Origin of the sequence: Streptomyces rubellomurinus (assembly GCF_000961885.1) — a bacterium.
In the GTDB taxonomy this organism is placed as follows: Bacteria; Actinomycetota; Actinomycetes; order Streptomycetales; family Streptomycetaceae; genus Kitasatospora; species Kitasatospora rubellomurina.
In genome coordinates, this window is record NZ_JZKH01000046.1 from 13,676 (window position 1) to 27,287 (window position 13,612).

Below are 13,612 nucleotides of genomic sequence, written 5' to 3' on the forward strand. Positions count from 1 at the left end.
GGCGGAGCGCCGGCACGGGCGCCGGCACGAGTGGGCCCGGGCACGGGGCGGCCCGGGAATGTGATGCAGCGGACGGGGGCAACCGATCGGATCATCTGTATGCTCGCCGCCATGCCACCGACACCCGACGCCGCCGCGCCGGGCGCCGCGGCGTCCGACCGGGGGGTGCCAGACCGGGGGCGCGCGGACGCCTGCCCCGGCGCGCTGCGCCTGCACGCCGCCGACGACGGCGCCCTCGCCCGCGTCCGGCTGCCCGGCGGGCTCCTGACGGGCCGTCAGGCTCTCGCGCTGGCCGAGGCGGCCGAAGCCCTGGGTGACGGCGCGCTGGAGACCACCTCGCGCGGCAACGTCCAACTGCGCGGCCTGGGTTCGCACTGCGCGGCCGAACTCGCCGACCGGCTGCGGGCGGTGGGCCTGCTGCCCTCGGACACCCACGAGCGGGTGCGCAACATCGTGGCCTCGCCGCTGGCCGGCCTGCCCGGCGCCGGGGGCGCTCCGGGGGCCGATCTGCGGCCCTGGGTACGGGAACTGGACGCGCGGCTGTGCGCGAGCGACTGGGCGGCCGGGCTCTCCGGCAAGTTCCTGTTCGCGCTGGACGACGGGCGGGGCGATGTCGCCGCGCTCGACGCCGATGTGACATTGATCGCAGGCTCGGACGCCGGTGCTTCGGGCGCTGCTGATGCGGGTGCTGCCGGCGCGGGCCGGCCCGCGCTGCTGCGCCTCGGGCGCGCCGCCTACGGGCACCCGGTCGAGCCCGGGCAGGAGGTGACGGCCGTCCTGGACGCGGCGCACGCGTTCCTGGACGTGCTGCGCGCCACCGGGCGCAAGGCCTGGCACGTGCGCGAGGTGGCGGACCTGCTGCCCGACCGGGGCAGCGGCCGGCTGCCGGCCGGCGCCGTGGAACTGCCCGCGTTCGCCGGGCAGGCACCCGCCGTCGGTGCGCTGCCCGGCGCTCTCTCGGTGGGCCTGCGCTTCGGCCGCGCGAGCGCCGCCCAGTGGCGCGCGCTCGTCGCCGCCTCTGCGGGCGAACTGCGGCTGACCCCCTGGCGCGGCGTGGTGCTGCCGGGCGCCCCGGCCGACCGGCTGCCCGCCCTGGCGGCGGCCGGCGTGCGCACCGAGCCGGGCTCGGCCTGGGAGCGGGCCACCGCCTGCACCGGGCTGCCGGGCTGCGCCAAGTCGCTCGCCGACGTCCGGGCGGACGCGGCGCGGGCGCTGGAGTCGGCGGAATCCGGGCCGGGCGCACTGCCGGTGCACTGGTCCGGCTGTGAACGGCGCTGCGGCCACCCGGCCGGGCGATGGGTGGACGTGCTCGCCACGGGGCACGGCTACCGGGTGACGGTCAACGGGCCGGCGACGACCGCGGGCCCTTCCGTGGACGTGTCCGTGAACGTGTCCGTGGACGTGAGGAACGAGCAGACGGCCGAGGCGGTCGCCGCGGCCAGGAGGACCACGAAGTGATCGAGTACGAGAAGGACGGCGCGTCCATCTACCGCCAGTCCTTTGCCACCATCCGGGCGGAGGCCGACCTGGCCGCCCTTCCGGCGGACGTCTCCCAGGTCGCGGTGCGGATGATCCACGCCTGCGGCATGGTCGACCTGGTCGAGGACCTGGTGTACTCGCCCGGCGTGGTCGCCTCCGCGCGCGCCGCCCTGCACGCCGGGGCGCCGATCCTGTGCGACGTCAACATGGTGGCCAGCGGCGTGACCCGCAAGCGGCTGCCCGCCGACAACGAGGTGATCTGCACCCTCACCGACCCGTCGGTGCCCGAGCTGGCCCGCGCGATGGGCAACACCCGCAGCGCCGCCGCCATGGAGCTGTGGCTGCCCCGCCTGGAGGGCGCGGTGGTGGCGGTCGGCAACGCGCCGACCTCGCTGTTCCGGCTGCTGGAGATGATCGAGGCGGGCGCGCCGCGTCCGGCCGCGGTGATCGGCGTCCCGGTCGGCTTCATCGGCGCCGCCGAGTCCAAGCAGGCCCTGGCCGAGCACCCGTCCGGCCTGGAGCACCTGGTGGTGCGCGGCCGGCGCGGCGGCAGCGCGATGGCCGCCGCCGCGATCAACGCGATTGCGAGCGAAGTAGAGTGACGGATCGTCAGACTGGCCAGGATCGCCAGGGCGGCGCCACCGGGCGGCTGTACGGGGTCGGGCTCGGCCCGGGCGACCCGTCGCTGGTCACCGTCCGCGCGGCCGAACTTATCGGCAAGGCCGACGTGGTGGCGTACCACAGCGCCCGGCACGGCCGCTCCATCGCGCGCTCGATCGCCGAACGCTATCTGACGGACGGTCAGATCGAGGAGAAGCTGGTCTATCCGCTCACCGTCGAGAGCACCGACCACCCGGGCGGCTACCGGGGCGCGCTCGACGACTTCTACACGGAGGCCGCCGACCGGCTCGCCGCCCACCTGGACGCCGGGCGCGACGTCGTCGTCCTCGCCGAGGGCGACCCGCTCTTCTACGGCTCCTACCAGCACATGCACAAGCGGCTCGCGCACCGCTACCCGACCGAGGTGGTGCCCGGCGTGACCTCGGTCAGCGCCGCCGCCGCCCGGCTCGGACAGGCGCTGACCGAGGCCGAGGAGACGCTCACCGTCATCCCGGGCACGCTGCCCGAGGAGGAGCTGACCGCCCGGATCGCGGCCGCCGACTCCGCCGTGATCATGAAGCTGGGGCGCACCTTCCCGGCCGTCCGGCGGGCCCTGGAGCGCGCGGGCCGGCTCGCCGACGCCCAGTACGTCGAACGCGCCTACCAGGACGGGGAGCGGATCGCGCCGCTCGCCGAGATCGACGGCGACAGCGTGCCGTACTTCTCGGTCGCGGTGCTGCCGAGCAAGGTCGCGCCGCTGGAGCCGACCGTACGGCTGGCGGACGGCATGGGCAGCGTGACCGTGGTCGGCACCGGGCCGGCCGGGCCGCTGTGGCTCACCGCGGAGGCGCGCGGCGCGCTGGCCGAGGCCACCGACCTGGTCGGCTACACCACCTACCTGGACCGGGTGCCCGAGCGGCCGGGGCAGCAGCGGCACGGCTCCGACAACAAGGTCGAGTCGGAGCGCGCCGAGTTCGCCCTGGACCTCGCCCGGCGCGGACACCGGGTCTGCGTGGTGTCCTCCGGCGACCCGGGCGTCTTCGCGATGGCCACCGCCGTGCTGGAGGTCGCCTGCGAGCCCGCCTACCGGGACGTGCCGGTGCGGATCGTGCCGGGGATGACCGCCGCCCACGCGGCCGCCTCCCGGGCCGGCGCCCCGCTCGGGCACGATTACGCGGTGGTGTCGCTGTCGGACCGGCTGAAGCCGTGGGACGCGGTCGCGAAGCGGCTGCGCGCCGCCGCCGAGGCCGACCTGGTGCTGGCGCTGTACAACCCGGGCTCGAAGTCCCGGACCACGCAGGTCGGCCTGGCCCGCGACCTGCTGCTGGAGTACCGCGCGCCGCAGACCCCGGTGGTGATGGCGCGGGACGTCGGCGGCCCGACCGAACGCGTCCGGATCGTCCGGCTCGGCGAGCTGGACCCGGCCCTGGTGGACATGCGGACGATCCTGCTCATCGGCTCCTCGCAGACCCAGGCGGTCGAGCGGGCGTCGGGCGTCGAGGTCGTCTGGACGCCACGGCGGTACCCGGACTGACGGGCGCCGGGCGCCGGGCGGCGGCAGAACGGCTGACGGCTGACGGCGAACAGATAACAGCGAACAGATAACAGCGGACAGATGATGAAATCTGTCCGCTGTTATCTGTCGTCTGTCTTCTGTTATCTGTTCGCCGTCACCCCGCGGCGGCCCTCACCCGGAGGGCGCGGTCGTCCGGCGCCCGGTCACCGGGTCGGCTTGGTGAGCAGCAGCTCCGTGTTGTGGTCCTCGCCCGCGCCCAGCAGTGCGGTCGGGCGCCCGTTCGGGTCGTTGTACGACAGCTCGCGGTAGAGCGCCGCCAGGTTGGCGTCCGAGGTGCTGGCGAAGTCCGTCGCGTACGGCGCGGCGGACTCGATGAGCGTGGTGAACAGGGAGATCGTGCCGTCCCCGTTGTCCGCGATCTCGATGATGCGCCCGTGCTGCGGGTAGTCGATGTGCGAGGCGGTGTTGATCTCCCAGAACGCCCGCTCCGGCACGGCGTGCCCGTGCGGCGTGATCTTGTTCATGTGGGTGTGGCCGTTCACCCACCCGACCACGTTCGGGTAGCGCTGGAGCAGTGCCACCAGCTCGTTGCCGTCGTGCCGCTTCTCGAAGATGTTGCGCGGGTCCGGCAGCAGGTTGCCCATGCTGGTGCTGGTGTGGTGGCTGAAGACCAGGATCAGGTCGTCCGTGCTGCCGCCCGTGACCCGGTTCCCGTTGGTGTCGTACCAGTGCCCGCTGTGTGCCTTCAATTGCTGCTCCAGCCAGCGCAGTTGGGCGGTGCCCAGCGAACCGTCCGCGAATCCGGCCTGGTTGGTGGTGTCCAGGCTGATGCCGACGACCTTCTCCGAGATGCGGAAGGTGTAGTAGAGCTTGCCGCTGCTCACCATGTCCGAGGTGAAGCCGTGCCCGTACGGGCCGGCGCCGGTGGCGGCCGGGTCGAGGTGCGCCTTGGCGAACTCCTTGAGCGTGAACGGGTGTCGGCGCTCGTCCGGGGTGACCTCGCGGACCGCCTCGCCGCTCGCGATCAGCTTGGCGAGCAGCAGCACGGCGCCCGCCGGGTCGCGGCGCAGCGAGTCCGCCAGCTGGCCGGCGGTCGCGTCGTCGCAGCCCTCCAGCTTGTAGCCGCCGGTGTAGAGGTCGTTGAGGAGCCCGAAGTCGGGCAGCGAGCCCTCGATGCTGTCGTCGTGGTTGCCGACCGTGGTGTACCAGGGGGTGCGCAGGCCGGGCGCGTCGAAGGGGCGGCCTGCGGCGGAGAGGAAGCCGGGCACCTGGGGGAAGCCCTTGGCCTTGTAGCTGTCGGCGTAGGCGAGTTCGGGGTTCCAGAAGGCGGCGTTGCCGGAGTTCTGCACGCCCTCGTACCGGCTGGTGTCGCCGGTGTTCTGGGCGAGCCGTCCGCCGCCCATGACCTTGAGGTACCAGTCGAGTTCGGCCAGCTCGTGGTTGTCGGTGTTGTCGCCGGTGGCCATCACCATGCTGAACGGCAGGCCGGTGTAGGGGCCGCCGGCCAGCGAGTTGACCCGCTCGACGAGGGAGGAGACGCCACGCGCGTTCAGTGCCTCCTGCGGCCGGTAGGCGCTGCCGGTGAGCTTGGCGAGGTACTCGAAGCGCACCGGGGACTCGGTGTCCACCAGGTGCAGGTCGCTGAACTGGACGAAGCTGGCCAGCCCGGTGCGGCGGTCGTCGCGCCCGTCGCCCGCCGCGGCGAGGTCGCCGCGCACCATCAGGGGCCAGCCCGGCCCGGCGGTCAGCCGCTTGTAGCCGCCGGTGCCGACCGGCGTGGCCACCTGTTCGAGCGTGGTGCCGGTGACGCTGACCGCGCGCGCGGCCGTGGTCGCCAGCGCCTGCTCGCGCGCCGCCGCCGAGGCGAACTGCGCGCCGCCGAGCGACAGGGCCGACCAGGCGGCGGCCACCGACGTGCCGGTGAGGAAGGTGCGACGTCTCATCGCTGCCACGGGAAACCCCCAGTTACTGACGGCCCGGCCGGATGTACCGGTCGCCGGACCACGCGTCATGGACCCTGCGGGCACCACGAAGCGGCCGGTGTGAGGAACCCCGCCGGCGTCATGAACCCGCTAATTAACGGAGCGAAAGATTACTCGCTGGTAGTCGGGCGGGGGGAGACCCGTGCGGAGAACAGTTCGAGAACGCCCGGCGGTGGTTCCTCCCCGCTTCCCGCACCGCTTCCCGCGCTCCCTCCCGCACCGCTTCCCGCACCGGCCCGTCGGTCCGGCGGCAGGGCCCGCCCCGGTCGTGCTGCGGTGGGGCGGGTGAGGGAAAATCGGCTGGTCCGGCCGAGGTGGCCGGGCGCGGGCGTCGTGGGAAGCGAGGCACAGGTGGCCGCAGCGGGAGCCGAAGCAGGAGCCGGAACCGGAGCCGGGACCGGTACGGGAGCCGACGTCGGCGCCACGACGGGCACCGGTGCGGGTGCCGGTGCGGGCGGCCGGGCCGGGCAGCTGAAGAGCAGCGGCCTGCGACACGGCTGGACGACGGGCGCCTGCGCCACCGCCGCCACCAAGGCCGCGTACACCGCACTGCTCACCGGCACGTTCCCGGACCCGGTCACCATCACCCTCCCCAAGGGCCAGCAGCCGGCCTTCGCCCTCGCGGTCGAGCGGCTGACCGCCGGGGAGCCGGCGACCGAACTGTCGGCGACCGAGCAGCCGGCAGCCGACCGGTCGACCGCCGCGCAGCCGGCCCCCGGACCGGCCCGGTCCAGCGCCATGGCCGGGGTGGTCAAGGACGCCGGCGACGACCCCGACGTCACCCACGGCGCCCTGATCCGCGCCACCGTACGGGCGGGCGAGCCCGGCGCCGGGGTGGTCTTCCGGGCCGGGCCGGGTGTGGGGACGGTCACCAAGGCGGGCCTGCCGCTGCCGGTCGGCGAGCCCGCGATCAACCCGGTGCCCCGGCAGATGATCCGGGACGCCGTCGCCGAGGTCGCCGCCGAGCACGGCGGCAGCGGGGACGTGGTGGTGGAGATCTCCGTCGACCACGGCGAGGAGATCGCCCGTTCGACCTGGAACCCCCGCCTCGGCATCCTCGGCGGCCTGTCCATCCTGGGCACCACCGGCATCGTCGTCCCCTACTCCTGCTCGGCGTGGATCGACTCGATCCGGCGCGGCGTCGACGTGGCCCGCGCCGCCGGGCGCACCCACGTGGCGGGCTGCACCGGTTCGACCTCGGAGAAGGTCGCGGTCGCGGTGCACGGGCTGCCCGAGGACGCGCTGCTCGACATGGGCGACTTCGCCGGGGCCGTCCTCAAGTACCTCAAGCGCCACCCGGTGCCCCGGCTGACCATCGCGGGCGGCTTCGCCAAGCTGTCCAAGCTCGCCGCCGGCCACCTGGACCTGCACTCGGCGCGCTCCCAGGTGGACAAGGGGTACCTGGCGGACCTGGCCCGGCGCGGCGGCGCGGACGAGGCGCTGGCGCAGGCGGTGGCGGGGGCCAACACCGGCCTGCAGGCGGTGCAGTTGTGCCGGGAGGCCGGGGTGCCGCTGGGCGACCTGGTCGCGGAGGCGGCCCGGGCGACGGCGCTGGGCGTGCTGGTGGGCTCGCCGGTCGCGGTGGACGTCATCTGCATCGACCGGGCGGGCACCATCGTGGGCCGGGCGGAACCGCTGGGGCCGTCCACGGCGTGAACTCCTGTGCCGCGCTTGCACAGCAGAACCTCAGGAATATCGCACGGTGATGTGAAGATCCGATGCGCATACAGGGTGAGAAACGGACAAATGTGGCGCCACGCCCGCCCTTGATTCTGGTGCCATCTCAACCATGAGATATGGTCTGCCGAGTGACAGGCGACTACCTCACCCGTATCGGCACCCTCATCCGTACCGCTCGTCAGCACCGCGGCTGGTCCCAGGCGCAGCTCGGCGAGGCACTCGGCACCAGCCAGAGCGCGGTCAACCGCATCGAACAGGGCAAGCAGAACGTCAGTCTTGAGATGATCGCCCGCATCGGCGAGGCCCTCGACAGCGAGATCGTCTCCCTCGGCTACTCCGGCCCGATGCACCTGCGCGTCGCCGGCGGCACCCGCCTCTCCGGCGCGATCGACGTCCGCAGCAGCAAGAACGCCTGCGTGGCGATCCTCTGCGCCTCGCTGCTGACCACCGGCCGCACCACGATCCGCAGCGTCGCCCGGATCGAGGAGGTCTACCGCATCCTGGAGGTGCTGACCAGCATCGGCGTCAGGAGCCGCTGGATCAACGAGGGCCGCGACCTCGAACTCACCCCGCCGGCCGAGCTCGACCTCGCCGCGATGGACGTCGAGGCCGCCCGCCGCACCCGCAGCGTGCTGATGTTCCTCGGCCCGCTGATGCACCGCGCCGAGCGCTTCGCCATCCCGTACGCGGGCGGCTGCGACCTCGGTACCCGGACCGTCCAGCCGCACCTGACCGCGCTGCGCCGCTTCGGCCTGGAGGTCGCCACCACCGGCGGCGCCTACCACGCCTCGGTCGAGCCCGGCACCCCGCTGGACCGGCCGATCGTGCTGACCGAGCGCGGGGACACCGTCACCGAGAACGCCCTGCTCGCCGCCGCCCGGCACGACGGCGTCAGCGTCATCCGCAACGCCTCGCCGAACTACATGGTCCAGGACCTGTGCTTCTTCCTGGAGAAGCTGGGCGTCCGGATCGAGGGCATCGGCACCACCACCCTCACCGTGCACGGCGTCCCGCAGATCACCTGCGACGTCGACTACACCCCGGCCGAGGACCCGGTGGAGGCGATGAGCCTGCTCGCCGCCGCCGTCGTCACCTCCTCCGAGCTGACCATCCGCCGGGTGCCGATCGAGTTCCTGGAGATCGAGCTCGCGGTCCTGGAGGGCATGGGCCTCGACTACGACCGCACCCCCGAGTACCGGGCCCACAACGGCCACACCCGTCTGGTCGACCTCACCGTGCGCCCCTCCAAGCTCACCGCGCCGATCGACACCATCCACCCGATGCCGTTCCCGGGCATCAACATCGACAACGTGCCGTTCTTCGCCGCCATCGCCGCGGCCGCGCACGGCACCACGATGATCCACGACTGGGTCTACGACAACCGCGCCATCTACCTCACCGAGCTGACCAGGCTCGGCGCGGACGTCAAGCTCCTCGACCCGCACCGCGTCCTCGTCCAGGGCCCCACCCGCTGGCGCGCCGCCGAGATGATGTGCCCGCCCGCGCTGCGCCCGGCCGTGGTCATCCTGCTCGCGATGCTCGCCGCCCAGGGCACCTCCGTGCTGCGCAACGTGTACGTCATCAACCGCGGCTACGAGGACCTGGCCGAGCGCCTGAACTCCATCGGCGCCCAGATCGAGACCTTCCGCGACATCTGAGCCCGTACGGCGACGACATGACGGCCCGTCAATCTACTGTCCGGCCTCACCCGTTGAGGCCGGACAGTAGCGCGGCGACGTCCAACCCGGTGTCCAGGTAGTCCACGAACACCGGGTTGTTCAGCGCCCACGGCGAGCGCCGTTCCCGTACCAACCGGACGGCTTCCCCGGCGCCGTGCCCCAGGCCGACCAGCGCCTGTGCCACCACCAGCCCCGAGCGGTTGTAGCCCGAGTGGCAGCGCACCAGCGTCCGGCGGCCCCGGAGGACGGCCAGCGCCGTCGCGTCGGCCGCCTCCTGGAAGGCCCGCAGCTGCCCCGGTGAGAGCGCGGCGTCCGGCACCTCCCGCACGAGGTGCTCCACGCCCGGCGCGGGGCCGTGCCCGGGGAACGTGAACAGGCTGACCACCAGGTCGAACTCGTACCGGACGACGGCGGGTTCGAGCTCGCCGCCGGGCGGGGTGCAGTAGTGCCCGCCCATCCAGAGCCCGGGGGCGATCTCGTTCCAGGGCTCGGACGGCCCCGGGGTGTCGCGGTCCTTCTGGCGGGTGCGCATCCCCTGCTCCCTCTCCGGGGGCCTGCCCGGACTGCGCTCGGCCGCCGGGTGGGCTACTCGCCGGTCGTGCCGTCCAGGTGCTCGCGCAGCAGGTCGGCGTGGCCGTTGTGGCGGGCGTACTCCTCGATCATGTGGCCGAGGATCCAGCGCAGCGAGAACGCCTCCTCGCCGAAGTGGCCCTGGACGTCCAACGACTCGGCGGCGGCGACGAGTTCCCGGGCGTGGTCGCACTCCTGGCGCCAGATCGCGAAGGCCTCCTCCGGGTCGGCGGTGTCGGCGTCGAACTCGGCGTAGGAGCCGTCCGGGTGCCTCCAGAAGCCGGGTGCGTCCTCGCCGGCCAGCACGTTGCGGAACCAGCCGCGTTCGACCTCGGCGAGGTGCCGGACCAGCCCGAGCAGGGAGAGCCCGGACGGCGCGAGGACGCGGGCGCGAAGCTGCTCGGTGCTCAGGCCGGCGCACTTCATCGCCAGGGTGCCGCGCTGGTAGTCCAGGAACCCTGCCAGAGTGGCGCGTTCGTCGGCGGTCCGGGGTGTGGACGTGCGGGGATCATCGCTCATGCCCTCATCCTGCCGCGCGGCGGGTGCGGACGCTCCGCAATTTCACGAAGCGGGACGGTGGGATCAGTTCGGCTGCCGCTCCGGCTGCCCCGGCCGCTCCAGTCGCTCCAGCCAGTGCAGCGCGCCCGGGACGTCCGGGGCGACGGGCAGCCCGGCCGGGACCGGCGGACGCTCCACCACGACGACGGGCAGGGCGAGTTCGCGCGCGGCGGTGAGCTTGGGGGCGGTCGCGGCGCCGCCGCTGTCCTTGGTGACGAGGACGTCGACGCGGTGCTCGCGCAGCAGTGCGCGTTCGCCGTCGAGAGTGAACGGGCCCCGGTCCAGCAGGACTTCGAGCGCCGCGGGCATCGGCGGCTCCGGCGGGTCGACCGAGCGGGCGAGGAACTGGAGCCCGTCGAGGTGGGCGAAGGCGGCGATGCCCTGCCGCCCGGTGGTGAGGAAGACCCGCCGACCGAGCGTGGGCAGCAGCTCGGCGGCCGCGGCGAGCGAGGGCACCGGGTGCCAGCGGTCGCCGGGGGCCGCGGTGAAGCCGGGGCGGCGCAGGACCAGCAGCGGCACGCCGGTGGCGGCGGCCGCGAGGGCGGCGTTGCGGGAGATGCCGGCGGCGAACGGGTGGGTGGCGTCGACGACGGCGTCCACCCGTTCGGCGCGCAGCCAGGCGGCCAGGCCGTCCGGGCCGCCGAAGCCGCCGATCCGCACCTGCCCGGCGGGCAGCCGGGGTTGGGCGACCCGGCCGGCCAGCGAGCTGGTGACCCGCGGGCCGGGGCGGTCGGCGAGCGCGGCGGCCAGCGCCCGGCCTTCGGTCGTGCCGCCGAGGATCAGCAGGTGTCGCAGGTGCTGCAGGGGCCGCATCACGCGCCGCAGGGCTCGTGCGGGCGCTCGCGGTCCGCCGAGTAGAGGTGGCTGTCGCGGAACTGCTCGGCGGCGAGGGTGCGGCCGACGATGATGACGGCGGTGCGGACCACGCCGGCCTCCTTGACCTGCCCGGCGATGTCGGCGAGCGTGCCGCGCAGCACCAGTTCGTCGGGGCGGCTGGCCATCGCGACCACGGCGGTGGGGCAGTCGGCGCCGTAGTGCGGGAGCAGCTGCTCGACCACGTCGTCCACGTAGCCGGCGGCCAGGTGCAGCACCAGCAGGGCGCCGCTGCGGCCGAGGGTGGCCAGGTCCTCGCCCTCGGGCATCGGGGTGGCGCGCTTGGCGATCCGGGTCAGGATGACGGTCTGGCCGACCGTCGGGACGGTCAACTCCCGCTTCAGGGCGGCCGCGGCGGCGGCGAACGCCGGGACGCCGGGGACCACCTCGTACGGCACGCCGGCCGCGTCGAGGCGGCGCATCTGCTCGGCGACGGCGGAGAAGACGGACGGGTCGCCGGAGTGCAGCCGGGCCACGTCCCGGCCCGCCTCGTGCGCGGCGACCAGCTTGGTGATGATCTGGTCGAGGTTGAGCTGCGCGGTGTCGACGAGGCGGGCGCCGGGCGGGCACTCGTCGAGCAGTTCGCGCGGCACCAGGCTGCCGGCGTAGAGGCAGACCTCGGCGCGGGCCAGGACGCGCTGGCCGCGCAGGGTGATCAGGTCGGCGGCGCCCGGGCCGGCTCCGATGAAGTAGACGGTCACGAGGCGTTCTCCTGAGGGGTGTTGGGCTTGACGGCGGACCACTGGGTGACCGGCATGGCCTGGCGCCACCCGGTGAAGCCGCCGACCGGCACGGCGTGGGCGACGGCGAGCTTCACGAGCTCCCCGCCGTGGCGCCGGTACCACTCGGTGAGCAGTGCCTCGGACTCCAGCGTCACGGTGTTGGCGACGAGGCGGCCGCCGGGGCGCAGCGCGGACCAGCAACTGTCCAGCAGGCCGGGGGCAGTGAGGCCGCCGCCGATGAACACGGCGTCGGGGGTGGGGAGTTCGGCGAGTGCGGCGGGGGCGGGGCCGGTGACCACGCGCAGCCGGGGGACACCGAGGGTGGCGGCGTTGCGGGCGATGCGCTCGGCTCGGACGGGGTCGCGCTCGATGCTGACGGCCTGGCAGTCGCGGTGGGCGCGCAGCCACTCGACGGCGATCGAGCCGGAGCCGCCGCCGACGTCCCACAGCAGTTCGCCGGGGGAGGGGGCGAGCACGGCGAGGGTGGCGGCGCGCACGTGCCGCTTGGTGAGCTGGCCGTCGCTCTCGTAGGAGGCGTCGGGCAGGCCGGGGACGAGGGAGCCGCGCGGGCCGTCGCCGAGCTCGACGGCGATGAGGTTGAGCGGGTCGCCGGGCGGGTGCGGCCAGTCGTCGGCGCGGCCGTCGAGCTGCCGTTCGTGGGCGTGGCCGAGCTTCTCGAGGACGCGCAGACGGGCGGTGCCGTAGCCGCGGGCGGTGAGCAGCGCGGCGACGGCGGCGGGGGTGGTGGCGTCGGCGCTGAGGACGAGCAGGCGGCGGCCGGGGTGCAGGGCGAGGGCGAGGGTGTCCAGCGGGCGGCCGACCAGGCTGACGACCTCGGTGGCCTCCAGCGGCCAGCCGATCCGGGCGCAGGCGTGGGAGACGGAGGAGGGGTGCGGCAGGACGCGCAGCCGCTCGGGGCCGACCGTCTCGGCCAGGGTGCGGCCGATGCCGTAGAACATCGGGTCGCCGCTGGCCAGGACGGCGATCCGGCGGCCGGCGTGGGCGGCGAGCAGGCCGGGGACGGCCGGGCGCAGCGGGGACGGCCAGGCGACGCGCTCGGCGGCGACCTCGGGCCGGGGGAGGAGGTCCAGCTGTCGGGGGGCACCGAGGATCACCTCGGCGTCCAGCAGTGCGGCCCGGGAGTCGGGGGCGAGACCTGACCAGCCCTCGGCGCCGATCCCGACGACGGTGATCGGGGGTGGCTGCTCGGGCACCGGGTGGCTCCTCGTCGTTCGGTCCTGCGGGCGTTCTACGGGTGTTCTGCGGGCGTTCCTGCTGGCCGGGGCAGCCTACCTGGCGGTGTTGGACGTTCAGCGGCCAGATGTCGGCGAACAGATGTCAGCGAACAGATAACAGATTTCAGCTTTCAGAGTTCAACATCTGTTATCTGTCACCTGTCATCTGTCAGGTGAACTCTGTCATTCGTTCGCCGTCCGCGCTCCGCGCTCCGCCCATGCCCAGTCCCCGGAGGTGATCAGCGCCGGCCGCTCGCGCAGCCGCGCCTCGACGGCCGGCCCGGCGAGGTACACCCACGCGTCCGTTGTCCCGCCGGTCGACGTCCGCACCGCGAGCCGCCGCCGCACGTACAGGCCCGTGCCGTCGGCCCGGCAGTCCTCCAGCCGGTCGAGCGCGGCGAGTGCCGTCGCGTACGCGCGGGGGCGGACGGTGATCAGCTCGCCGAGCACCCGGCTCCCCGGGGTGGCGTCCGGCACCGCGTACGGGTAGCCGGGCCCCTGGTGCAGCGCGGCGCCGTCCAGCACCGCCGGCCGGACGTCCGCGCACCGCCCGGCCAGGTGGACGGCGTGGTTGCGCCCGCCGGTGCGCAGCGTCCCGTAGACGAAGAACGGCAGGGCGTCACCGGACTCGGGCACGGGCGCGGACCTCCTGGGCGGGGCCGCCCACGGTACGCCCAGCACCCGTCCGGCGGTACCCGCGGAACCCGCGGTACCCGCG

The 13,612-nt window shown here is 74.2% G+C and carries 12 protein-coding genes; 5 read left to right on the plus strand and 7 right to left on the minus strand.

Going from position 1 to position 13,612, the window contains the following annotated elements:
* The first annotated feature begins 111 nt into the window (after nt 1-111).
* From VM95_RS21880 to VM95_RS21890, 3 genes are read left to right on the plus strand one after another with little or no spacing between them, the layout of a single operon-like run.
* Nucleotides 112-1,458: a hypothetical protein gene (locus VM95_RS21880; RefSeq protein ID WP_244178880.1), complete on the plus strand. Its 1,347-nt coding sequence runs from the start codon at nt 112-114 to the stop codon at nt 1,456-1,458.
* Complete coding sequence (locus tag VM95_RS21885) at nt 1,455-2,081, plus strand: precorrin-8X methylmutase (RefSeq protein WP_045699513.1); 627 nt, start codon at nt 1,455-1,457, stop codon at nt 2,079-2,081. The genes VM95_RS21880 and VM95_RS21885 overlap by 4 nt, the downstream gene beginning before the upstream one ends.
* Nucleotides 2,078-3,613 carry a precorrin-2 C(20)-methyltransferase gene (locus tag VM95_RS21890; RefSeq protein ID WP_045699515.1) on the plus strand — a complete coding sequence of 512 codons (1,536 nt, stop codon included), beginning with the start codon at nt 2,078-2,080 and terminating at the stop codon, nt 3,611-3,613. Before VM95_RS21885 ends, VM95_RS21890 begins: the two co-directional genes overlap by 4 nt.
* A 185-nt stretch (nt 3,614-3,798) precedes the next feature.
* On the opposite strand, the gene VM95_RS21895 is transcribed toward VM95_RS21890, so the two are convergent.
* Nucleotides 3,799-5,538, minus strand: coding sequence for a TIGR03767 family metallophosphoesterase (locus tag VM95_RS21895; RefSeq protein WP_208615506.1), 1,740 nt, complete (start codon nt 5,536-5,538; stop codon nt 3,799-3,801).
* Nucleotides 5,539-6,048: 510 nt separating this feature from the next.
* Here VM95_RS21895 and VM95_RS21900 point away from each other — a divergent pair.
* Both VM95_RS21900 and VM95_RS21905 read left to right on the plus strand, forming a co-directional pair.
* A complete protein-coding gene (locus tag VM95_RS21900; RefSeq protein WP_045699582.1) occupies nt 6,049-7,233 on the plus strand; it encodes a cobalt-precorrin-5B (C(1))-methyltransferase in 1,185 nt (394 codons plus the stop codon).
* A gap of 152 nt (nt 7,234-7,385) precedes the next feature.
* Entirely contained in the window at nt 7,386-8,915 is a 1,530-nt protein-coding gene (locus VM95_RS21905; protein ID WP_107073044.1) for a UDP-N-acetylglucosamine 1-carboxyvinyltransferase, read from the plus strand.
* A gap of 46 nt (nt 8,916-8,961) precedes the next feature.
* Here the strand turns inward: VM95_RS21905 and VM95_RS21910 are convergent, their stop codons facing one another.
* The 6 genes from VM95_RS21910 to VM95_RS21935 form a co-directional block, all read right to left on the minus strand.
* Nucleotides 8,962-9,468, minus strand: a complete 507-nt coding sequence (locus tag VM95_RS21910) for a protein-tyrosine phosphatase family protein (protein ID WP_045699521.1) — start codon at nt 9,466-9,468, stop codon at nt 8,962-8,964.
* Between the two features lie 53 nt (nt 9,469-9,521).
* A complete protein-coding gene (locus VM95_RS21915; RefSeq protein ID WP_045699523.1) occupies nt 9,522-10,025 on the minus strand; it encodes a DinB family protein in 504 nt (167 codons plus the stop codon).
* Between the two features lie 63 nt (nt 10,026-10,088).
* Entirely contained in the window at nt 10,089-10,877 is a 789-nt protein-coding gene (locus tag VM95_RS21920) for a cobalt-precorrin-6A reductase (RefSeq protein WP_045699526.1), read from the minus strand.
* Nucleotides 10,877-11,638 (minus strand): precorrin-4 C(11)-methyltransferase, encoded by a 762-nt coding sequence (cobM, locus tag VM95_RS21925; RefSeq protein ID WP_045699528.1) that lies wholly within the window; start codon nt 11,636-11,638, stop codon nt 10,877-10,879. The genes VM95_RS21920 and cobM overlap by 1 nt, the downstream gene beginning before the upstream one ends.
* Entirely contained in the window at nt 11,635-12,873 is a 1,239-nt protein-coding gene (locus VM95_RS21930; RefSeq protein ID WP_045699530.1) for a bifunctional cobalt-precorrin-7 (C(5))-methyltransferase/cobalt-precorrin-6B (C(15))-methyltransferase, read from the minus strand. Before VM95_RS21930 ends, cobM begins: the two co-directional genes overlap by 4 nt.
* Nucleotides 12,874-13,077: 204 nt before the next feature.
* Complete coding sequence (locus tag VM95_RS21935) at nt 13,078-13,530, minus strand: gamma-glutamylcyclotransferase family protein (protein WP_045699532.1); 453 nt, start codon at nt 13,528-13,530, stop codon at nt 13,078-13,080.
* Nucleotides 13,531-13,612: the final 82 nt, after the last annotated feature.

Coding starts and splice junctions, on each gene's coding strand:
- VM95_RS21880 (WP_244178880.1), top strand. CDS start 112: ATGCCACCGACACCCGACGCCGCCGCGCCGGGCGCCGCGGCGTCCGAC.
- VM95_RS21920 (WP_045699526.1), bottom strand. CDS start 10,877: ATGCGGCCCCTGCAGCACCTGCGACACCTGCTGATCCTCGGCGGCACG.
- VM95_RS21895 (WP_208615506.1), bottom strand. CDS start 5,538: ATGAGACGTCGCACCTTCCTCACCGGCACGTCGGTGGCCGCCGCCTGG.
- VM95_RS21915 (WP_045699523.1), bottom strand. CDS start 10,025: ATGAGCGATGATCCCCGCACGTCCACACCCCGGACCGCCGACGAACGC.
- VM95_RS21910 (WP_045699521.1), bottom strand. CDS start 9,468: ATGCGCACCCGCCAGAAGGACCGCGACACCCCGGGGCCGTCCGAGCCC.